Annotated in this window: 16 protein-coding genes; all 16 read left to right on the plus strand. The window is 34.8% G+C overall.

The features are described 5' to 3' along the window. Positions 1-66 precede the first annotated feature (66 nt). The 16 genes from NBE98_RS04270 to rhaD all read left to right on the plus strand — a co-directional run bounded on the left by NBE98_RS04270 (position 67) and on the right by rhaD (position 24,267). A complete protein-coding gene (locus NBE98_RS04270) occupies positions 67-1,515 on the plus strand; it encodes an L-fucose/L-arabinose isomerase family protein (RefSeq protein ID WP_250812924.1) in 1,449 nt (482 codons plus the stop codon). A 16-nt stretch (positions 1,516-1,531) separates the two neighbouring features. After that, on the plus strand, positions 1,532-3,994 hold the full coding sequence (locus tag NBE98_RS04275) for a hypothetical protein (protein WP_250812925.1): 2,463 nt from the start codon (positions 1,532-1,534) through the stop codon (positions 3,992-3,994). 267 nt (positions 3,995-4,261) lie between these two features. Further along, entirely contained in the window at positions 4,262-4,927 is a 666-nt protein-coding gene (locus NBE98_RS04280) for an SGNH/GDSL hydrolase family protein (RefSeq protein WP_250812926.1), read from the plus strand. Between the two features lie 42 nt (positions 4,928-4,969). Beyond that, positions 4,970-6,289, plus strand: coding sequence for an FAD-dependent oxidoreductase (locus NBE98_RS04285; RefSeq protein WP_250812927.1), 1,320 nt, complete (start codon positions 4,970-4,972; stop codon positions 6,287-6,289). 38 nt (positions 6,290-6,327) lie between these two features. Beyond that, a complete protein-coding gene (locus NBE98_RS04290; RefSeq protein WP_250812928.1) occupies positions 6,328-7,503 on the plus strand; it encodes a glycoside hydrolase family 130 protein in 1,176 nt (391 codons plus the stop codon). 28 nt (positions 7,504-7,531) lie between these two features. Continuing rightward, positions 7,532-8,848: a glycoside hydrolase family 140 protein gene (locus NBE98_RS04295; RefSeq protein ID WP_250812930.1), complete on the plus strand. Its 1,317-nt coding sequence runs from the start codon at positions 7,532-7,534 to the stop codon at positions 8,846-8,848. 196 nt (positions 8,849-9,044) lie between these two features. Continuing rightward, positions 9,045-10,643 carry a helix-turn-helix domain-containing protein gene (locus NBE98_RS04300; protein ID WP_250812932.1) on the plus strand — a complete coding sequence of 533 codons (1,599 nt, stop codon included), beginning with the start codon at positions 9,045-9,047 and terminating at the stop codon, positions 10,641-10,643. Next, a complete protein-coding gene (locus NBE98_RS04305) occupies positions 10,636-12,501 on the plus strand; it encodes a sensor histidine kinase (RefSeq protein WP_250812934.1) in 1,866 nt (621 codons plus the stop codon). The genes NBE98_RS04300 and NBE98_RS04305 overlap by 8 nt, the downstream gene beginning before the upstream one ends. A gap of 242 nt (positions 12,502-12,743) precedes the next feature. Then, the gene (locus NBE98_RS04310; RefSeq protein WP_250817469.1) at positions 12,744-13,682 is read left to right on the plus strand and encodes an ABC transporter permease; all 939 of its coding nucleotides are present in this window, start codon (positions 12,744-12,746) and stop codon (positions 13,680-13,682) included. 24 nt (positions 13,683-13,706) lie between these two features. Then, on the plus strand, positions 13,707-14,597 hold the full coding sequence (locus NBE98_RS04315) for a carbohydrate ABC transporter permease (RefSeq protein WP_250812937.1): 891 nt from the start codon (positions 13,707-13,709) through the stop codon (positions 14,595-14,597). 76 nt (positions 14,598-14,673) lie between these two features. Next, positions 14,674-16,413: a type 2 periplasmic-binding domain-containing protein gene (locus tag NBE98_RS04320; RefSeq protein WP_250812938.1), complete on the plus strand. Its 1,740-nt coding sequence runs from the start codon at positions 14,674-14,676 to the stop codon at positions 16,411-16,413. 94 nt (positions 16,414-16,507) lie between these two features. Continuing rightward, entirely contained in the window at positions 16,508-19,612 is a 3,105-nt protein-coding gene (locus tag NBE98_RS04325) for a type 1 glutamine amidotransferase family protein (protein WP_250812939.1), read from the plus strand. Positions 19,613-19,678: 66 nt separating this feature from the next. Continuing rightward, on the plus strand, positions 19,679-20,641 hold the full coding sequence (locus tag NBE98_RS04330) for an AraC family transcriptional regulator (RefSeq protein WP_250812941.1): 963 nt from the start codon (positions 19,679-19,681) through the stop codon (positions 20,639-20,641). A 112-nt stretch (positions 20,642-20,753) separates the two neighbouring features. Further along, positions 20,754-22,151, plus strand: a complete 1,398-nt coding sequence (gene rhaB / locus NBE98_RS04335; RefSeq protein WP_250812943.1) for a rhamnulokinase — start codon at positions 20,754-20,756, stop codon at positions 22,149-22,151. A gap of 14 nt (positions 22,152-22,165) precedes the next feature. Next, entirely contained in the window at positions 22,166-23,416 is a 1,251-nt protein-coding gene (locus tag NBE98_RS04340; protein ID WP_250812944.1) for an L-rhamnose isomerase, read from the plus strand. A 23-nt stretch (positions 23,417-23,439) separates the two neighbouring features. After that, entirely contained in the window at positions 23,440-24,267 is an 828-nt protein-coding gene (gene rhaD / locus NBE98_RS04345; protein WP_250812945.1) for a rhamnulose-1-phosphate aldolase, read from the plus strand. Positions 24,268-24,443 lie beyond the last annotated feature (176 nt).

Genomic DNA, 24,443 nt, shown 5'->3' on the forward strand with positions numbered 1-24,443 from the left:
AATAGATTCTTAGATAGTGTGTGTTATAAGGTTTATTTTGTATAGTTTATTTAGGGAGGAAATAAGATGCTTCAAAGATTAAAGAAAAGAAACGCAAAAATAGGAGTATTTGCTGTAGGTCATGACACCTATTGGGGTCAATTTGAAGGGTTACTTGATAACCTCATGGGGTATCATGAGATTTTTAAAGGAATGGTTGAGGAAAATGAAGTTGAAGTTATTGATTATGGAATGGTTGACAGCAGCATGGCTGCCTTTGAAATACTTGAAAAAATGAAGGCTGATAATGTTGATATGCTCTTTTGTAATATGGTAACCTATGCTACTTCATCTACTTTTGCGCCTATTATAAGAAATATTGATGCTCCTATTGTATTAGTTACTCTTCAACCTTTGGGAGGATTGGACTATTCAAAGGCAAATACCTTCATGCAGCTTGAGAACGATAATATTTGTTCAGTACCTGAGTTTACTGGTGTTGCTATAAGGATGGGCAAGAAAGTTAGCGATATTGTTATAGGAACACTGTACAATGATGAAAATGCTAAAGCAGAAATTGCACAGTGGTGTGAAATTTCTAAAGTATTGCATGACTTAAGGGGTGCTAGAATGGGTCTTATGGGCCATGTTTTAGAAGCTATGTATGATATGCACGCTGACCCTACTGCTATAGCTTCAGCCTTTGGTGTTCATGTCCCGCTTATTGAAGTAGACGATGTTATTAGGCTATATAATACAATCACTGAAGTGGAAATAGAGAGAAAAAAGGAATTAATTAAAGAAGAATTTGATATGCCAGATCCCAAAAGTGATCCTGTAACTATGAAATTGGCTGAAGCAGACTTGAATCAAGCTGCTAAAACTGCTGTAGCGCTGGACAAGCTTATTGAAAAATATAAGCTGACTGGCTTGGCGTATTACTATGAGGGACTTGAAGGATCGCTGCATAGAACAGTTGCAAGCTCTTTTATAGTAGGTAATTCCATATTAAATGCACAAGGATTTCCTATGTGTGGTGAATATGATATTAAAACCTGCATAGCAATGTTAATTATGGACAGGTTAAACATTGGAGGCAGCTTTGCAGAATTCCACCCCTTCGACTTCAGAGAAGACTTTATTTTAGTAGGTCATGACGGACCGCATCATTTAGCCATTGCTGAAGGAAAACCCATTTTAAGGACTCTAATAAAGTATCACGGCAAGCCTGGGAACGGCGCATCTGTTGAATTTAAACTGAAGGAAGGTCCAATTACCATGCTCGGAATTACTCAAAATGCTGAGGGGAAATTTAAATTTGTAATTGGGGAAGGCATATCTAAGAAAGGACCTATTCCTGCAACTGGAAACACTAATACTCGTGGTTTCTTTGAACCAAATACAAAAGAGTTTGTAAAAGCATGGGTTATGGAAGGGCCTACACATCACTATGCTTTAGGAGTAGGACACCATGCAAAAACATTAAAGAAAATTGCGGAAGTATTAGGGATTGAAGCTGTGATTGTAAAAGCATAACAAAAGGAGCGATAGCATGGATAATTTGAAGAATATCACTTTAGAGATAAGTTTGAAGCCATTTAAACAAACAGATGACAAATCTATTGAAGCTGTTTGTCGGAAAGCATTTTCTCAATGGTCAAAGCTATTAGACCACGCTAATATGGTTTCCATACTTTTATGGATATCTGATGGCTCTGAAATTTTAGATTATAAGGCAGATTTAAATGAACAATTTGAATGGGCTAGATATATTGGTGGAGCAAATCCCAGAACTAGCTGGGATAAAGAAAGAGATCCTGAGGGAAAGGGTTTGCACACAACCTACTACTTATATACTGAAAACCCTGCGATATTCACCTACGGCATTTTAAAGAAGGTAATAGAAACCTTCAAAAGAGTAGGACATGAAGTTACAGGAAAAACTACACGGGTGGGGGCAACCTTTGACCCAGGACCAGAATTTGCAAAATCAGACTTTAAATATAATCGTCATGAGGAAATACTTTTAGGCGATACTATGGGCAAAAAGAGCTTTGTCTGCTGCTATTCTGTTTTACATGCTGATAAGTGCCACTATGCAGGATTCCCATTTGGAATACCTGAGGGCACACCTTTTGGAAAATTCTTTGGAAGGCAATGTCAGAATTTTTTAACGGATATGGGCTTTGACTATCTATGGCTTTCTAATGGTTTTGGTTTTGGCACTGAAACCTGGGGAACTACTGGGGCTATCTTCGACGGTGAAAAATTCTATCCTGAAAAAATGGAAGAGACACAGCAGAAAATCATAGAGTTTTGGGAATTATTCAGAAAGGAATGTCCAAAGTTTCCTGTTGAAACAAGGGGGACAAACCTTTCAGCAGGAATTGATCTTGCAACAGATGGAGTGAATTTAAAAAATATTTATGATGGTGGATACAATATACTTCCTCCCCCTAACTCACCCTGGGCAGCTTTAGACGGTGACTTCGGCTTAGAATTATGTGGTTATATGTCTAGAATAGCAGAGTTGCCAGCTGGAGATGACTTTTTATATAGATTTTATGTTCATGATCCATGGTGGATGAACAGTCCATGGATTGACAGATATGAAGGACAGCCACATGACATTTATCTGCCTCTTGCAGTTTCAAGGCTTAATGAGCAAGGTGAAATAAAGAATCCAAATCACTTGAATTTTTTAACTATCGATACCTCCTTAGGTGAAATGCCGGATCAGTGCCCTAATGAAATTATTCCACATATTCTGAAGGCCTACAATAATCAACCGGATGACGTTTCACCTTTCGTGTGGGTTTATCCCTTCAGAGAATACTATGAAAATGCCTCACCTAATGAAGCAAAGGTGGAAAAGCCTTTCTTTGAGGACTGGTTTATTCGTGGCTCAATAAATAATGGGCTTCCTATAAGTACGGTAGTTTCTACGGATAATTTTATATCCTCCTTAAGTGTGAGTGTAGATTTATTTGCAGGTTCAGTAATTATAACACCGGTTCCGGAAAAAGATAGTAAACTTGAGAAGGTATTAATAAGCTTTATACAAAATGGAGGTAAGGTTATACTTTACGGTGGTATAGATAAAGCAGGAAAAAAACTGCTTGAAGCATTAAATCTTCAGCGTATTGTATCCATTGACGGGATTCTGGATCTTAAGCTTAACCTTTTATCCGATGATATGGAATCAAGTGCCTATCCAATTAAGATAAACCACATAAAACTTATGTCCGATGGAGGGATAGATACTGTATTAAATAATGAACTAGATAGCTGTACAAAAGTATTGGCAGAGGTTCAAGATAATAAGGAAAATAGAGTTGTCGCTTTATACAGGAACTGTGATGAATGGAATAATGGCGCCGTTGCCTGGATTAGAGGAACAAGCTCTAATAATTATGTTAAAGGCTCCTTTTTATTGCTACCCCATAACCCTGAAGAATATTATCCAATGGAAATATTGATGCGTCTAGCTCTTCAGGAATTTGGATTTAATATAGGATTAATAAAGGATGGACCTTATGTGAAAAGTCCTGTGACCATGCTTCACAGACACAATAATGGTTTTTATTTCTCAGGATATATTCCAAATACAACAGTAAGAATGAAAATGAAGTTTCCTTTAGGTGCTCCACTTCTAATGGGAAGTGAAACAAAACTTACTAGTGGACATTCTGTATACTCAATGCCAAGAGCTTGGCAAGCCGAATGCCGTGTATTTGTTGAACAAGAGGAAGATACTATGCTCTTCTGTAAGGAATATACACCTGTAAGTTATCAAATGAGGAGAAGGATACAGGTATGCGGCCTTAAAAAAGCTACAGTAAGAATTTTTCCTGAGAAAGGCTTTGAAGAAAGCACAGAGCTTCTTTTAAATTCTTCACATCCATATATGGTTACTGAAAAAATAGAAATACATAAGAAAAATACCCCTTGGGGAATTGTGCTGGAAGCGATAAATATAACAGGTGAACTGATGATTTCAACTCCCTTCAATTGATTTGTAAATTGAATTAATAAAGTAAGAAGGCATAGGAATTAAAGAAACTATAAATCCTATGCCTTTATAGTTAATAAATCGTAAGATATTATAAAAAAATCTATGGAGACCCTTTTCTTATAGGTATGTCAGTATAATTGTATAAGAATTCGTAGATTTATTTATATATTTTGTATAAATAAAGATAGTATCATATGAGTATGAAAAAGTATATTTAAAAGAAATCTAACAATAAATTATGAAATATAAATATAAGGAGCGAAGTTTATGCTGGCAGAAAGAAATGAATATCTTTTACCAATTGTTAAAGAGCTTTGCAAAGTCAGTCCGGAAAATCGAACTATTAATATTGTTTGCCATGGACATAGTGTTCCTGCAGGATACACAACTAAAGGCATTGTACGTGCTCTTGATGCATATCCACATTTGATGCGGCAGCTGCTGTGCAAAAGATTTCCCTTTTCTGTAACAAATGTTATTACAAGTGCTATAGGCGGTGAAGGTGCTGTTCAGGGAGTTAATAGATTTGAAAGGGATACTTTATCTCATAACCCTGATTTAATAACTATTGATTATGCACTAAATGATCGTTTTAACAACAGGATAGAAGTTGAAGCAGCTTGGAGGACAATGATTGAAGCATCGCTTGAAAGAAATATTAAGATATTGCTTCTGACACCAACCTTAGATTGCGGTCAGGTTTATTATGATGCGAATAGTCTTCAATCAGATCTGTCCTGTCTTGCACAGATGATAAGAAATCTTGCTGAGGAATATTCTGTGGGACTTGTAGATTCCTATGCAGCATTAAGTAAAAAACTAGAGCTAGGCTATGCGACAGAGGATTTCCTTATAAGTGTTAATCACCCAAACCGGGCAGGTCATGGAATTGTAGCTCAGGAAATAATAAAATGGCTACCTATGAGTATTTAGATAATTAGATAAGTTGTTTAGAAATAGTGGGGAGGTTTTATTTTGTTCCTTGACTATACAAAAAGACTAAAAGTTATAGATGAATATGACATAATTGTCTGCGGTGGTGGACCAGCAGGTTTTTCAGCAGCTGTGCAAGCAGGAAGATTGGGATTAAAGGTTGCCTTAGTGGAGCAATATGGGGCTCTTGGAGGGGCAATAACCACAGGTGGAAATACTGAAGTGGCATTGTTCTTTGCAGGTGATAAACAAATAATATCAGGTGTGGGCTGGGAGCTTATGAAGCGACTTGAAAAGGAAGGGTTTGCAAAAATACCTGACTTTAAGTTTGGTGTACCTCATTGGGAATTAGGAGTTAAAGTAAATGGTCCTATGGCAGCATATATGATGGATGAAATGTGTGCTGAAGCCAATGTAAAGGTATTTTTGCTTCAGCAGATTATAGACGTTATAGTTTCTAAAGAAGAGGGCTTTAAGAAGGTTAAAGGAATTATTCTTGCTTCAAAAAACGGACCAGAAGCTTTGAAAGGAAAAATGATAATTGATTGTACAGGAGATGGTGATGTTTGTGCAATGGGTGGAGCTGAATATGAGCTCGGAGATCCTTTTACCAAGGAAGTTCAGCCGGGAACACTAAGATTTTACCCAACTGGGTATGACTTAAAAGATATTAAGGAAGTCCAAGTTGAGGAAGCCTTTAGCTATGCCAGACAAAAGGGAGAGCTAACAAGAGAAGATTATTGGTCCGGAAATTCTATGGTAATATTCAGCCACTACGGAAACAACATCAATCATATTGAGGTTAATGGAGTAGATAATGAAAGTAAGGCTTGTGCTGAAGTAGAAGGACGTAAATCTGTAAATCGCATAATAAAATGGGCACGAAAGTATGTAAATGGTGCTGAGAATATAGAACCTGTTGCCTGTGGCAATGAAGTATGCATAAGAGAAACAAGGCGTATTATAGGAGATAAATATATAACCGTTGAAGATTATCTGAAGGCCAAACTTTTTAATGATGCAGTTTGCTATACTTATTATCCTGTGGATTTGCATACAAAGGGAGAAAATACCTTGGAAAATATTTTTTTAGATAAGGGAAAGGTGCCTGTAATACCTCTAGGAGCATTAATTCCAAAGGGATTTTCAAATGTTATGGTGGCAGGCAGATGTATTTCTGGTGACAGGCTGGCTAATTCAGCCTATAGAATTAAAGCATCTTGTATGGCTATGGGACAAGCAGCTGCTGCAGCAGCAGTATTAAGTATTAAAAGTAATGTTCAGGTAAGGGATATTGACATAATGAAGCTGAGAAAAATACTAAAAGAAGAAGGAGCTATCGTTCCAGAAAGTAATATATAGAGATATGTGTTTTTAAATAAATATAAGGATGTGAATGTATGATTCATGAAAAATATTATGAATTACTAGAAAAACAAGAGAAGCTATTAAGTAGAGAAAACATAAAAAAAGATGATTTTTATAATGGGATATATGATAGGTATGAATATCCTGTGCTTACAAGACATCATACCCCTATCTACTGGAGATATGATTTGAATAAAGAAACAAACCCTTATTTTATGGAGAGATTGGGAATCAATGCTACTCTTAATGCAGGAGCTATTTATCTAAACGGAAAGTACTATTTAGTAGCTCGTGTAGAAGGTTTAGACAGAAAGTCATTTTTTGCTGTAGCTGAAAGTGATAATGGAATTGATAACTTTAGATTTTGGGATTACCCTATATCCTGGGAAGACATAGATAAAGAAGAAACAAATATATATGACATGAGATTAGTACAGCATGAAGATGGATGGATTTATGGAATTTATTGCTCTGAAAGAAAGGATCCTGAGGCATCTGCTTTTGATACATCAAGTGCTGTTGCTCAAGCTGGCTTGGTAAGAACAAAGGATATGAAGACCTGGGAAAGACTTCCCAATATTAAAACTCCATCTCCTCAGCAGCGAAATGTTGTGATTCATCCGGAATTTGTTGATAGTCAATATGCATTTTATACTCGTCCCCAAGATGGATTTATTTCCACAGGGAGCGGCGGTGGAATTGCTTTTGGATTATGTAAAGACATTACAAAACCTGCAATAGTACAAGAGAAAGTAATTCATGAGAAAAGATATCATACCATATATGAAGTGAAAAATGGACAGGGACCTGCACCTATAAAAACAGACAAGGGCTGGATTCATATTGCTCATGGAGTACGTAATACTGCAGCAGGACTAAGATATGTACTATATGCGTTTGCAACAAGCTTGGAAAATCCAGCTGAAATTACAGCTATACCGGGAGGACATTTTATATCCCCTTATGATGAAGAAAGAGTTGGAGATGTGTCTAACGTAATATTCTGTAATGGAGCAGTAGTGAACGAAAGTGAAGAAGTTTTTATTTACTATGCGTCCAGCGACACAAGAATGCATGTTGCAACCACTACAAAAGTAAAATTGATGGATTATGTTTTCAATACTCCAGAGGATAGATTCCGTTCCCTAGAATGTGCAGCACAACGAAGTGAATTAATTGAGAAAAACTTAAAGCTCCTAGAAAAGTAGAATAAGTCTTAATAAACAGGGTGATAATATGGAAAAGATTTTAGAACTTAAAATAAGTGATAATAAGAGGTTTATAGTAAAAGAGGATGGAAGTCCTTTCTTTTGGCTGGGGGATACAGCTTGGGAGCTTTTTCATAAACTTAGTAGGGAAGAGGCAGAACTCTATCTTCAGAACAGAGCGGAAAAAGAGTTTAATGTAATACAAGCTGTAGCTTTAGCTGAATTTTACGGTTTAGAAATTGCTAATGCATATGGAAGAAAGCCATTATTAAAAAACAGTAAAGGTGAATATGATCCTGCAATGCCTGACATATGTGTTGAAGGAGAAAATAAATATACTTATTGGGATCATATGGATTATATAATAGATAAGGCTGCATCTTTGGGTTTATATATTGCATTGCTTCCTACTTGGGGAGATAAGTTTAACAAGTGTGATGGAAAAGGACCAGAAATATTCAATGCTGAAAATGCAAGGGTATATGGCAAATGGCTAGGTGAACGCTATAAGTATAAAAAGAATATAATATGGATTTTAGGCGGTGACAGATATCTGACAACTACAAGACATTTTGATGTGATAAATGAAATGGCTAGAGGTATAAGAGAAGGAGATAACGGAAAGCATCTAATGACTTTCCACACCGCAGGAGAGCGTTCATCTGCCTATCATCTTCATGATGAACAGTGGCTGGATTTTAATATGATCCAATCGGGACATGGAAGCCTGAATTTGAAAAATTATCTGTTTGTCAGCGAAGATTACTTAAAGGAGCCTATTAAGCCTACTTTTGATGGAGAACCTCGTTATGAAGATTTTCCAATCAGCTTTAAAGCTGAAAATGGCTTCTTTGATGACTTTGATGTAAGACAAGCAACTTACTGGGCTTTATTTGCTGGGGCCTTTGGTCATACCTATGGCCATAGTACTGTATGGTGCATGTGCACAGAGCCAGATGACTTTTATATAATGGATTGGAAAACAGCTCTGGATCGTCCGGGCGCAGGCCAGATGAAATATGCGAGAGCGTTAATTGAATCAAGAACATTTCTTGATATGATTCCTGATCAAGATTTAATTGCTGAAAATTATTCAGGGGCAAGTCATTTACAAGCAGCAAGAGGAAAAGATTATGCTTATATATACAGCCCAAATGGGCTGCCTATTAAAGTTAACATGGGTAGAATATCAGGATGTAATATAAAGGCTCAATGGTATAACCCGAGAAATGGGAAGTTTCTATATATCGATCAATACTCTAATGATGGAGTTCAACATTTTACTGCTCCTTCAAATGGTAGAAATAACGACTGGATATTAATACTAGATGATTCCACAAAATAATCAACAATAAAGTGAGAGTGTAAACAGATTTGAAATTACAAGTCTATTTATGCTCTTCTTTAGCATGTACTGGTAGCATTTTTTCTATTCAAAGGTGTCAGTACTTTTCAGATGGAAGTAATATTGTGTTGAATATAAAAACAATAATATGATAGGATTAATTATTAATATAATCCATGCTTTAAAGGGGGATTTAATGTACAAGGTGTTAATTGTAGAAGATGAGATACTCGTAAGGAATGGAATTATTAACTCTATAAAATGGGATAAATTCGATATGCAGGTCATTGATGAAGCTTCAAATGGAAAAGATGCATGGGAAATATATCAAAATGAGTTGCCGGACTTAGTTATCACTGACATAAAGATGCCCATTATGAGTGGTATGGAACTTATAGGAAAAATAAGAGAGCAGGATAAATTAACCCAAATAGTTATACTTTCTTGTCTTGAGGAATTTGATTTGGTCAAAAGTGCAATGAGATTAGGAGTATGTGATTATATACTTAAACTAACTATGACCTTTGCAGAAATGGAGCAGGTTCTTCTAAAAGTAAAGGACAAACTTAATCATAGCAAGGGTAAAAATCATAATCATAACCAGGAAGATAAGGATACGATTTTTCTTAAAGAGAATCTTTTTAAGGGTTTTTTATTCTATAATTTTTATAAAGATGAAGATTTTCAAAGACAATTAAAGGAATTAGACTGCAGAATTAATCCAGCAAGGCTTGTTGTATGTGTTATGGAAATAGATGAATATAATAAGCTCAAGGGCGTTTTTAAGGATGAAAAAGGCGGGCTTATTAGATTTTCACTTCTCAATATGATTAACGAAGTGCTTGACAGCTATGGACGCGGTGAAGTTTTTCAAGATGATCAAAGAAGATTTATAATTTTATTTAGTTTTAATGATATTTCAAACGATTACAAAGTATCAGCTGAAATAAATAAGATACTTGAACACTTAATGCGAGTATTTAGATCCTTCTTTAATGTGAGTGTGTCCTTTGGCGCAAGTGAAATCAACGATGGATATAAATCATTAAGAAAAGGCTATGAAGATGCTTTAAAGGCTATTGAACTAAAGTTTTTTTATGGACAAAGCGCTATAATCTATTCAAAAGAAATAAATTATGAAGGTCTATATAAAGACGTTATAGAGAAAATGAACTTGCAACTGGGTGGAGCGGTTTCACAGAAGTTAATTGAAAATGAACAAGCTATGAAACTTAAAACTATATTTAAGGAACAAATGGTTAGTAAAAGGGTTGAGAAGAAAGCTGTTTTAAGAGAACTATGCAAACTGCTGGATGTTATTCCAATCATGTTTAATATGTCGGATGTTTCGGTTTCATCAATTTTAATGGAATTTATTAAAAGAATTGATGATGTGGATACTTATAAACAATCATTGATTGTTTTCGAAGAGTATATGAGGGACTTAAAGAAACTAGACAGCAAATTGCACAATTACAGTCGTGAGATTGTTGAGTCAATTAAATTCATTAAACAAAACTATAAAGAAAATATTTCGCTTCAGCAAGTAGCTAATGAGGTTTGTATCAGCCCCAATTATCTCAGCAGCTTATTTAAAAAGGAGCTTAACGTTAATTATGTAGACGTTTTAAATCAAGTTAGATTGGAAGAAGCAAAAAAATTACTTAGAGATACTCCTATGAAGTCCTACAGGGTTGCTGAAGAGGTTGGATTTTCTCATGATAGTTACTTCAACAGACTTTTCAAAAAAGTTGTGGGAATGACACCTAACGAATATAGGAGGGGACATGTTTAGGAAATATGTTATAGGAATGATATCAGGCAAGAATAAGTTCTTAAGAGGAAAGGGAATTAGCTTAAAGTTTAAAACTCAGCTTATCATATCTTTTATGGCAATGACTTTTTTAATTCTTGCTGTAGGTTCCGTATTGGTATATGTAAATGTTTTTGATATTATGAAAAAGCAAATGGAGGTAATTGTTGAGGAGCGTATAAACCAGGCTGAATATAATATATCTTTTTTAGACAATGAAGTTAATAGAGTTATTAATTTAATTTCATCAGATATTAATATTCAGAACATGTTGAATTACGATAACTTAAATGATTACTTAAAAGTTCAAACTGCAAAATCTGTTGTAGAAAGGCTGGAAGCTTACATAGATAACAATAGAGCAATTCATTCTATATATGTATTTGGTGAAAATGGGGTAATTTTTGCATCCACTAGAAGTAGATTTGACTATTATAGAGTTAACCCATCAAATTGTTTTTTTTATTCTTCGGATATATACAAAAGCATAAAAGAAAACCCTATAAGTACTATTTGGAATGGAAGCTTTATTGCAGGAGACTTTGATATTCAAAGATATGGATACACAGGAGCTAACCAGCGTTTAATTACAGCATCAAGAAGTTTAAAGGACTCTGTACAAGTTGTGGTTGGATCTATTGTTATAAATCTTTATGAATCAAATTTCACAAGCATGTATAACAACCTTAATAATCAATCTGGAATTAATATGTACATTACTGATGACAAGGGAATAATTGTCTCAAGCGCAGACAAGTCTTCTCTTAAAACAGAGAGCGTGATATTTGATGACATAAAAAATAAAAAAGTAAATAGCAGCTTTGTTTATGATGCAAAAGACGATAAAAGACATGTGGTTAATGGAAACGTTATAATGAAGGATTGGCATCTTGTGGCAGAAATACCTTACAATATATATTATAGTGATATTCGATTATTACGATTAACTATTATTATAGTCAATGTATTAAGTGTAATTGCCTCCTTTATTATTTCAGGTTATTGGATTTATAGAATAACTAATCCCTTGAATCATTTAGTAAGTGCCATGAAGAAAATGCAGGGTGGAGATTTAAATACAACTCTTGATTTAAATGTGAATAACGAACTAGATTATGTAGGAAGACAATTTAATAAGATGTCACAAAGCATAAATGGACTTGTATATGAAGTAAAGGTTATTGAAGAAAAGAAGAGAAGGTATGAAATCGAAGCCTTGCAAGCCCAAATAAATCCGCATTTTTTATATAATTCTTTAAATACTATTAAGTGGATGGCTTATGGAGCAAATGCGACAAATGTTGCAGATGCTATTACTGTTCTTGGTAATATGCTAAGGCCAATATTTAAAAAAAACAATCCTCTTTGCACAATTTCCGAAGAAACCTTATATATAGAAAATTATGTAAGGGTTATGAATTACAGGTATGGTGAAGTACTAAAGCTGGAAATAAGGATAAGTGAGGAATTTAATAACTTTAAAATAATAAAGTTTGTGCTTCAACCTATAGTTGAAAATAGCATTTTGCATGGATTAGAGGAAAAACGTCCTGAAATTAGGATTGTTATTAGTGCTGAAAGTTCAGGACAGGATATTTTAGTAAAAGTTAAGGATAATGGTGAAGGAATGAAAAAGGACATTATAGAAAATATTCAAAAGAAATTAAATGAAACTGAAACTCAAGAGGTCATAGAAGATAAAGAAGAAGAAAAAAGTATTGGCCTTGTAAATGTAAATAAAAGAATAAAATTATTTTTTGGATATGAGTATGGAATGCACTTGGATAGTATAGAAGGAAAAGGCACAACAGTAAGCTTGAAGATACCAAAACTTAATTAAAGATTTTATTTTCCTAGAAAGGTATAGAGGTTGTATTTAATACAGCACCTATACCTTTTGTAATGTCTTAAATGCTTGAAAATTAATAATTCGTAAAATAATGCAATAATAATATCTAGTTTTTTGACTGCGATGCAAAGCTAGTATAATAGTGCAAAAATTCGTAGAATCATTTATATATTAAAAAAAAGAAAGATAGTATCATATGAGTATGAAGAGGAGAGGAGGTTCTTAAGTTGAACATGCAAGTAGCAAAACACAAAAAAACAGGTTTGAGTAAATACAAAAAACAAAATAGATCTGGAAAGGCAACACTGTTGTTAATGGCGATACCGCCTCTATTGTTACTCATTACCTTTAGTTATCTTCCGTTGTTTGGATGGAGTTATGCATTTTTCGATTATATGCCTGGCATTAAATTAAATGCTGAGACTTTTGCAGGATTAAAATATATAAAGATGGCAGTTACAGAACTACAAATTAGGAGTGTCTTAGTAAATACCCTGTCAATCAGTTTATTAAACTTACTATTTAGCTTTTTTCCAGTTATATTAGCAGTGATGATTTCCGAACTAAAGAGTAAACGCTTGCAAAAACTAATTCAAACTACCACAACTTTACCAAACTTTATAAGCTGGATATTAGTCTACGCTTTCCTATATGCCATATTTTCAAATGAAGGTATGCTTAATTCCTTAGTAAAAATGATAAATCCAAATTCACAGGGAGTAAATATCCTAGCTAATGCTGATCATGCGTGGATAATACAAGCACTTATTGTAGTTTGGAAAACAGCAGGATGGAACACTATTATATACTTAGCAGCTATAACAGGAATAGATCAGGAGTTATATGAGGCAGCCACAGTGGATGGAGCTAATAGATTTCATAAGATTATTTACATTACATTGCCGGGTATATCAGAGACCTTCCTAGTATTATTGCTTTTACAAGCAAGTAATATACTATCAAATGGATTTGATCAGTTTTTCGTATTTAATAATCCTATAGTAGCAAATAAGCTAGATGTGCTTGACTTCTATGTATATAGGTCAGGAATACAGAATGCTCAGTATTCTTTTGCAACAGCAGTAGGCATGTTTAAGAGCGCCATCAGTATCACAATTTTGTTTATATGCAACTTTGTCGCAAAAAAAATAAGAGGAACAGCATTTATATAAATTTGGAAAGGAGGACTTTTGCAAATGAATAGAAGAAAAATACGTATTGGAGATATGACTTTTGACGTTATTAACACAATAATATTAATACTTTTTATGCTCATCTGCATATATCCTTTTTATTACGTTTTTATATTTTCAATAAGCAATCCAGATAAAACAGCTCGCGGTATATATCTTCTACCTGCTGGATTTAAACTTGATTCTTATTCCCAAATTTTCAACCTTAACGGAATTTTTTCAGCATTTATAGTTTCACTTGCTAGGACATTAATTGGTACAACTATTACGCTAGTGCTATCCAGTTTGTTTGCCTATGCAGTTTCAAAGAACGAACTACCTTATAGAAAAATTATCTACAGAATATGTGCTATGGCAATGTATTTAAATGCAGGGCTTATTCCTTGGTATATTACTATGAAAAACCTTGGACTAAAAAATAACTTTCTGCTTTATATACTACCTTACGCCGTTAATGCCTACTATATAATACTTTTAAAAACCTTTTTCGAGCAATTGCCGGCTTCATTAGAAGAGTCCGCTATGATAGATGGAGCAGGCTACTTTACAGTATTCTGGAAGATTATTCTTCCTTTAAGCAAACCGATATTAGCAACTATTGTGGTATTTGCGTCAGTAGGCCAGTGGAACACCTGGCATGATAATTTTTTCCTTGTAGCTAGCAAAAATCTGCAGACACTGCAGCTTATTCTGTACAATTATTTGAATCAGGCCCAGAGTATTGCAGCATCAGCTAACGTCGGCAATGTTAATGTATCAGCCTTAAAAAATTTATCGCCGGAATCAATAAGAATGACAATAACTGTTGTTGTAACACTTCCAATATTGCTTGTTTATCCTTTTATGCAAAAGTATTTTGTAAAAGGAATAATGATGGGGGCTGTGAAAGGGTAGATGTTACCATTTTAAAGTCTATACTAATTATATTAATATAGAAGTAACTAAATATTATTTTAGGGGGAGCATGCAAATGTTATGTAAAAAGATTCTATCAAGAGTATTAGCATTAGGTTTGGTTATAAGTATCTTTACAACAGCTTCTGGATGTAACAAAAGTCAACCAGCTAATGAAAACTCACAAGGTGAAAAATCTAAAAAGCCAGTTACAATAGACTGGTATTTCGAAGATGCTTTTACTGCTTCATCAGCAAATGATGTTGCGAAAGAAATTGAGAAGCAAACAGGAGTTAAGATCAATGTAATAGCTGGAAGTCCTGATAAGTCTAAAGTAATGCTTGCAGGCGGCGACGTTTATGACTTAAACTTTGTTACTAATGATAATATCCCAACAGTATTGACTAATAAGTTAGCTTTACCTATTGATGATTTGCTAAAGAGCAATGGACAAAATATTTTAAAATATCATGCAAAACCATTAGCAATCTATAAAAAATATAAAAGCGGAGGAGATGGAAAACAGTACTTTCTTCCAGTACTCAATGGTAATCCGACAGGCGGAAAGGTTCAAGACTTCCAGCCAAATTTAACCTCATTCTATACAAGATGGGATTATTACAAAGAAGCAGGAGCTCCTGAAATAAAGACGCTAGATGAGTTTATAAATGTACTTGCTAAAATGCAGAAGGCTCATCCAACAACTAAAGACGGAAAACCTGTTTATGGAATTTCAGGATGGCAGGATTGGGGCCTTTGGAATTTTGCTACTCAATTCGCTTATCCAAATGGTATGAAAGACATGAATGTAATGTATAACCAAACTCCAGATGATAATTTAGAAGCATCTTTCACTGATAAGAATAGCTTATTCTGGAGAGCTGCAGAATTCTATTATAAGGCTAATAAAGCAGGCATACTTGACCCGGACTTCTTTATAAATAAATATGATAACTATATGGCGAAGGCTAAAGCAGGTCAGTTCTTAACTGTTCCAGCATTCTGGCAGCCAGATGAAATTTACACAGGTGTAGTAGGAAACTCAGCAAATCCAGATGCTAAGCTAGCATCTTATATAGGTATTCCAATTCCGGGTGATTTTGGTTACAACAATACTTATGTTAATGAAAGTTACATTGGAACTAATGGAGTTTTCCAATTATTCATAGGTAAGGACTGCAAGGTTCCTGATAGAGTAATGGACCTTCTAAACTACACTTTCTCACCTGAGGGGTCAAGAACTATATTTAGCGGAGTAAAAGGAACTCAGTGGGATATAGTAGATGGCAAGTCAGTTGTTAAGCCAGAAACATTAGAAGCTCAAAAGAATGATAAAAACTTCCTTAACAATACTGGAATAAATGCATATCAAAAACTTTCAGGCTTCTTACCACAATCAGTAAGTGAAATTGATAAGTCTCCAATGGATTTATTTACTTACGGTAAAGCAGCATATGCAAGCAGAAATAATGCTGGATATAAAGATTACAGCGACAAATATGGAGTTTCAGTACCTGGTGAGTTATTCACTAAGCTTGAAAAAGAAGGAAAATTAAAAGCTCCATCATATACTCCTGAAATGAAAACTGTTATGCCTGTAATACCAAATGATATTAAGAAAATAACAGCTGACATAGAGGACTATGTGAAGAAAAATGTTTCAAAAGTAGTATTAGCTAAGAGTGATGCAGAATTTGCTTCAACTAAGGACAGCATGATAGCTGATATTAAGAAAATGGGTTCAGCCACTGCAGATAAGTGGTGGACAGAAAATTGGAATAAGGTAAAGGGCGAACTCAAAGAAATATTAAAGTAATACAAAAATATAAAATAGTTCTTTTAAAAAAGGAGTTGTCTTAAAGTTAAAATTAAAGACAGCTCCTTTGTATTTTTAATAATGAGGTGAATTTATGCTTTATCCTAGAAATAAAGAGAAAAAACTATGTACAGAACTTTTCAGTAATCCCACCTCAGAGTACAGAGGGACTCCTTTCTGGGCTTGGAATTGCAAGATAGATAAAGAACTGCTGTTAAAAGAAATTGACCAGCTTAAGGAAATGGGAATGGGAGGTTTTCATATTCATTGCCGTACCGGTATGGCTATAGAGTATTTAAGTGATGAATTTATGAAGCTTGTAGAAGAGTGTAATGATAAAGCTAAAGAAAATAAAATGCTCTGCTGGCTATATGATGAGGATAGATGGCCTTCAGGATCAGCTGGCGGGTTAGTTACAAAGGAAAAGAAATATATATCTAGATTTCTTGTATTTACACCAAAACCTTATGAAGGGGAAGATCTAGCTGCAAGTGAGTATACTTCATCAGCAAGACCACAGAGAAGTAGCGATAGGAAGATGCTTGCAAGGTATGAAGTAATACTAGATAATGGGCGCCTGGCAAGCTATAAGAGATTAAAAGATAATGAATCAACTTCTATAGGGGCTAAGGTTTGGTTGGCCTATCTTGAAACCGCTGGTATTAATCCTTGGTTTAATAACCAAGCCTATGTAAATACATTAGATCCGAAAGCAATTAATAAATTTATAGAAGTAACTCACGAAAGATACTATAGTAAATTTGGAGACGACTTCGGAAAGTCAATACCAGCAATATTTACAGACGAGCCTCAATTTTGTCATAAGGAAAATCTAGGTTATGCTGAAGAAGAAAAGGAGATAATATTGCCCTTCACAGATGATTTTGATGAAACTTATAAAAAAGCTTATGGAAATAGTATTCTTGATTATCTTCCAGAGATTTTTTGGGAGCTTTCAGAGGGTAAAATATCTAAGGTAAGATATCTATATCATGACCATTTAAGCGAAAGATTCTCTTCAGCTTTTGCAGATACTGTAGGTAATTGGTGCAAAGCTCATAGAATAATGCTTACTGGCCATATGATGGAGGAGCCAACTCTTAATTCTCAAACGAGAGCCTTAGGAGAAGCAATGCGTTCCTATCGTTCTTTTCAGCTTCCAGGTATAGACATGTTATGTGATGATAGAGAATATTCAACTGCAAAACAGGCTCAAAGTGCAGCTCATCAATTTGGATGCCCTGGGGTTTTAAGCGAGATTTATGGAGTAACAAACTGGGATTTTGATTTTAGAGGACATAAATTGGCAGGGGACTGGCAGGCAGCATTAGGGGTCACAACACGTGTCCACCACCTGAGTTGGGTATCCATGGAGGGAGAAGCTAAGAGAGATTATCCTGCAAGTATTGGTTATCAGTCTCCCTGGTATAAGGAATATTCATTGATAGAGAATTACTTTAGCCGTTTAAACACAGTTATGACAAGAGGTAAAGCTCGTGTTAAGGTTGGAGTTATACACCCAATAGAGTCATACTGGATACACTTCGGTCCAGAAGAGCAGACAGCAGTAATACGTGAGGAGATGCAGAATAACTTTGAAAATATTATTGAATGGTTATTATTTGGACTTATTGATTTTGATTTTATTGCTGAATCTCTGTTTCCTGATCAAACTTCATTAGAAGCAGCTACACCTGTAAAGGTTGGGAAAATGAATTATGATGTTGTATTAGTGCCTAATTGTGAGACTCTGCGTTCAACTACTGTAGAAAGATTGGAGGCTTTCTCGGAGGCAGGAGGTAAAATCATATTTATTGGTGAGATTCCAACATTGGTAGATGCTGTAAAGTCCAATAGAGTTAAAGAACTGGCTCATAAGTGTTCAAATATTCCTTTTACAAAGAACAGGATATTAAAAGCGCTTGAAGGCTATAGAGAGATAGATATAAGGAAAGAAGATGGATCAGCTTCGGATAACTTATTTTATCAAATGAGAGAGGATGAAGGCAGGAGATGGCTATTTATTTGTCATGTTAAAAAGATGAATAATCCCGATATAGCATCTATGGAAAAGATTAACATTAAAGTTAACGGAAAATGGAATATACAAGTATATAATGCTATGAACGGAGAGGTTTATCCTTATCCTGCTCTAATCAAGGGTGATGAAACTTGGATTAAACATGAATTTTCACAGCATGACAGTCTATTGCTTTGTCTTGAAGAAGGAGAACCTATAAAAGAAAACTCATTAAGAGATGAAAATAAACAGCACATCAATGAGTTACATTTAAAGGACCTTGTACCAGTATCACTTTCCGAACCAAATTGTCTTTTACTTGATATGGCGGAATACTCTTTTGATGGAGGAGAGTGGAATGAAAGAGAGGAACTACTACGAATTGATAATAAGTTTAGAGAAAAGTTAGGATATCCACTAAGGATGGAGGCGTTTGCACAGCCTTGGGTTAATCCTGAAGAAGAAAAACTTGAACATAAGCTTAGCCTAAAATTCACTATTGAATCAGAGATAGCAGTAAAAAATCCTTATTTAGCTATAGAAAATGCAGAGGCTGCAGAAATAATAATAAATGGAAGTAAAATGGAAAAACTCATAGAAGGCTGGTACGTTGATGAGTGTATTAAAAAAATAAAACTTCCAAGTTTACAAGAAGGTAAATCAGAAATAATTTTAAATATCCCTTTTAATTCAAAGACAAATGTGGAATGGTGTTATCTGCTTGGAGACTTTGGAGTAGAGGTAAAGGGAAGCAGGGCAAAAATAATAAAACCTGTAGAAATATTAGCCTTTGGGGATTGGACTAAGCAAGGACTGCCTTTTTATACTGGAAACGTAACCTATCACTGCTTAATTGAAAGTCAGGAAGGTGAATTAGTGCTTGAAGCTTCACAGTTTAGAAATCCACTTCTATCAGTATCTTTTGATGGAGTAGAAAAGGGTAAGATTGCTTTTGCTCCTTATACTTTAAGTCTGGGAAAGGTGAAGGAAGGAACTCATGTAATTGATATTACAGCCTTCGGAAATAGAGTTAATACTTTTGGTACAGTTCACAACTGCAATCACTCAACAACTTGGTTTGGTCCTAATGCATGGCGAACTGAGGGTACTAGCTGGGCATATGAATATCAGCTAAAGCCTATGGGAGTATTGATAGCACCTAGATGGAAATTATACTAAAATGAAAATAGATAGTAAGTCTTATTTTAAAGAGAAATAATTTGAATTATATAACATAGGTGAAAGATGAATAAAGATATTCTACAAAAGCTAAAGCATCTCACAAAGGAAGAGATTGGTATATTGCATGGTAAAAATCAAATTGATAAAGAATTATATATGAGCTCAAAGTCAACTATAGTAGATAGCAGAAAACTGTTAGACAGCGGTAAATTGATTGAAGTTAGAACTCATACAAGGTTTGTTCATTTTCCAATGCATACCCATAATTATGTAGAAGTTGTATACATGTGTGAGGGGAAAACAGAGCATATTATTAATGGAGACAAGGTTACCTTGAATAAAGGGGAACTTTTATTTCTTAATCAAAATGCCACTCAGGAGATTTTACCTGCAGAGGGCAACGACGTTGCAGTAAATTTTATTATTCTTCCTGAATTTTTTGATCAATCCTTAAAAATGATTGGTGAGGAGGAAAATATGGTAAGGCACTTTATTATAGGATGTCTTAGAAGTACGGACTATAATATTGGCTATCTTCATTTTAAGGTTGCAGATGTTCTGCCAATTCAAAACCTTGTGGAAAATCTCATTTGGACTCTCACTAATAATCAGCTGAATAAGCGCAGTATAAATCAACTTACAATGGGACTAATGTTTTTGCAGTTAATGAACCATACAGATAAAGTGACAGTAGGCAGGAATCTTTTTGAGCAGGGACTTATCTTAACGGTATATAGATTTATAGAGGAACATTATAAGGATGGTGAATTATCAGCTCTTGCAGAGGCTTTGCATTTTGATTTATACTGGATCAGCAGGCAAATTAAGAAGCTTACGGGGAAAACTTATACGGAGCTTGTTCAAACGAAACGGCTTATTCAGGCTGCATTTCTACTTAATAGCACAAACATGCCGGTATCCGATGTTGGCTATGCTGTAGGCTATGACAATTTAAGTTACTTCCATCGTATTTTCAAAGCCAGGTATGGTGTTTCGCCAAAGCAATATAGAAAAGCAGAAAATTAAATAAGCCAAATTTACAAATAAGGACACTTTTTTTACAAATGGTGTTCTTTTTTTATATCCCTTATCACTATAAAATGTTGATATAGGGCAAGCTTTGGAAAGGGGAAGAGCAATGAATAATTATTATTTAGCCATAGACATTGGAGCATCCAGTGGAAGACATATACTTGGATATATTAAAGATGGAAAAATAATTCTAGAAGAAATATATCGATTTGAAAACACAATGGAGATGAAAAACCATGAACTCTGCTGGAATTTAGATAAGCTATTTTACGAAATAAAAGCTGGAATGAAGAAGTGTAAAGACATTGGAAAGGTTCCAAGAAGCGCTTCAATAGATACATGGGCTGTTGACTTTGTACTTCTTGATGAAAATGATAACATATTAGGAAATACTGCAGCATATAGAGACAGCAGAACAAAAGGTATGGATGAAAAAGTATATTCAATTATATCAGAAGAAAGCCTTTATGAAAGAACAGGTATACAGAAGCAGATTTTTAATACAATCTATCAATTGATGGCTGTTAAGGAAAAACATCCTAAATATATAAAGAAGGCTAAAAGCATGCTAATGATTCCTGACTATTTCCATTACCTGTTAAGTGGAGTTAAGAAAACAGAATATACTAATGCTACTACTACCCAGCTTGTTAGCCCAGAAACAAAGGATTGGGACAGAGAACTAATAGAACAGTTAGGATTTCCACAGGAAATTTTTCTAGATATAGTTACACCAGGTACAGTTCTTGGAGGACTTACTAAGGAAATTCAGAAGGAAATAGGCTATGATTGTCAGATTGTTATGCCTGCAACTCATGATACTGGTTCCGCGATAATAGCAGTACCCTCAAATAAGGAAGACACTTTATATATTAGTTCAGGAACCTGGTCCCTTATGGGAATAGAGAGAGCTAAAGCAGATTGTTCCCTAAAAAGCATGGTGCTCAACTTTACAAATGAAGGCGGCTATGACTACAGATTCAGATACTTGAAAAACATAATGGGGCTTTGGATGATTCAGTGTGCAAGAAAAGAATTTAGTACAATGCATTCGTTTGCTGAGCTATGTGATATGGCGTCAAAAGAAAGTATAAGCACTATAGTAGACTGTAACAACAGCGGGTTTTTAGCACCAGAAAGTATGCTTAATGAAATAAAGAAATATTGCAGAGAAACAAAACAGCAGGAGCCAGTTACTGATGGAGAGTTTGCTGCGGTAATCTATAACAGCTTGGCTTTATGCTATGGAAATACAATTAAAGAAATAGAAGAACTTACTGGCTTAAGTTATGACCAGATTTATGTTGTAGGGGGAGGAGCCAATGCAGAATACCTTAATCAGCTTACAGCAAAATATACTGGAAGAAAGGTTGCTGCAGGTCCTGTAGAGGCTACGGCTGTAGGAAATTTAGCAATTCAAATGATGATGAATGATGATCTGACTGATTTACAGGAGGCAAGAAACTGTATATATAAATCCTTTGAAATAAAAATATATAAATAGCAGGAGGAAATACTATGACAATTAAGGAACGTTATGAATCCGTAAAAGAAATATATAAAAGAGTAGGTGTAGATACAGATGCAGCTATAGAAACACTTAAACAAATACCTATCTCTATGCACTGCTGGCAGGGAGATGATGTATCAGGCTTTGAAGGAGCTTCAAGCTTATCAGGAGGAATTCAGGCAACAGGCACCTATCCTGGAAAAGCCAGAAATCCAGAAGAATTAATGACAGATATTGATAAGGCTTTAAGTCTTATACCAGGAGGTCACAGAATAAATTTACATGCAAGCTATGCAATATTTGGAGAAAATGAGCAGGTAGATCGTGATAAGCTTGAGCCAAAGCACTTTAAAAAGTGGGTTGAATTTGCAAAGGAAAGAAAGCTTGGAATAGATTTTAACCCAACTTATTTTTCTCACACTAAGGCTTCAAATGCGACTCTATCAAGTGAGGATGAAGAAATAAGGAGTTTCTGGATTGAGCATGGAAAGTGCTGTCTTCGTATAGCTGAATATTTTGCAACAGAGCTCCACACACCATGTACTCTAAACATTTGGATACCAGATGGTTTTAAAGATATACCAGCAGATAGAATGGCACCAAGAGCAAGACTAAAAGATTCTTTAGATCAGATTCTTTCTATTCCTTATGACAAGAGTAAGGTTTATGTAGCAGTAGAATCAAAGGTTTTTGGAATTGGTGTTGAAAGTTATACTGTAGGTTCTCATGAATTCTACATGAATTATGCAGCTAAAAAGGACTTGCTTTGTTTATTGGACAATGGGCATTATCATACAACAGAATCTGTGGCAGATAAAATCTCCTCCATGCTGCTGTTTTCTGATAAAGTTGCTCTTCATGTAACAAGATCAGTGCGTTGGGACAGCGACCATGTAGTTTTATTTGATGAAGAGACAAAGGAAATTGCAAAGGAAATTATTAGAAATGGCTCAGATAGAGTTATATTGGCACTTGATTTCTTTGATGCAAGCATAAACAGAATTTCAGCTTGGGTGGTTGGTATGAGAAATATGCAAAAGGCACTTTTAAATGCACTTTTACTTCCAGAAGAAAAATTAACTGAGCTTCAAAACACAAGAAAATTTACAGAACTTATGATGCTTCAAGAGGAATTAAAATTATATCCTATAGGAGATGTATGGAATTACTTCTGCGAAATAAACGGAGTGTTGCAAAAGGAAGATTGGTTTAAAGAAGTAAAGAAATACGAGAAAGAAGTTTTAAGTAAGAGAAACTAATTATAGAAAGTGAGGGTTTATAAATGAGAGTACTAGATTCAGAATTTGTACAAGGCTTTATTCGTATGGCAAATGATGGATGGGAGCAAGGTTGGCATGAAAGAAACGGTGGAAACTTAACTTATAGAATAAAGAAGGAAGAAGTTGAAAGTGTTGCTGAAGCTTTAAATAAAGAGGGTGAATGGGAGGCTATAGGTACCAGTGTACCAAAGCTTGAAGGGGAGTATTTCCTAGTAACAGGCAGCGGCAAATTTTTTAGAAATATAATTATAAAGCCTGAAGATTCTATGGCAATAATAGAACTAGATGATAAAGGTGAAAATTACAGAATCTGCTGGGGGCTTGTAAATGGCGGACGACCAACCAGCGAGCTCACTTCTCATCTTATGAATCATGAAGTAAAAATGATATCATCAGGTGGAAAGCATAGAGTAATATATCACGCTCATACAACAAATGTAATTGCTCTAACCTTTATACTTCCTTTAGAGGATAAAGTTTTTACTCGCGAATTGTGGGAAATGGCTACGGAATGTCCTGTTGTATTTCCAGACGGTATAGGCATAGTACCTTGGATGGTTCCAGGAGGACGTGATATTGCAGTAGCTACCAGCGAACTAATGAAAGAGTATGATGTTGCAGTATGGGCTCATCATGGCATGTTCTGCTCTGGTGAAGATTTTGATTTTACTTTTGGACTTATGCATACAGTTGAGAAATCAGCTGAAATTATTATAAAAATGCTATCAATGAGACCTGACAAATTACAAACTATTACACCACAAAATTTTAGAGATTTGGGAAGAGACTTTAAGGTAACACTTCCTGAGAAATTTTTGTATGAGAAATAATATTCGGGGTAACCCAAAAAGTATTACATGTTTGGGTTTCTAAGGCAGCTAAAGTTCTAGGTAAACAAGAAATATAAAGAGAATATTTCAACCTGACAGAGGAAGTAAGACAAGCAATACTAAGAGTATTTTACATCTAACGGTAGAAGTGCTGTTAATACACAGACTGCTATGAT

Source organism: Clostridium swellfunianum, from assembly GCF_023656515.1.
Classification (GTDB): Bacteria; Bacillota; Clostridia; order Clostridiales; family Clostridiaceae; genus Clostridium_AT; species Clostridium_AT swellfunianum.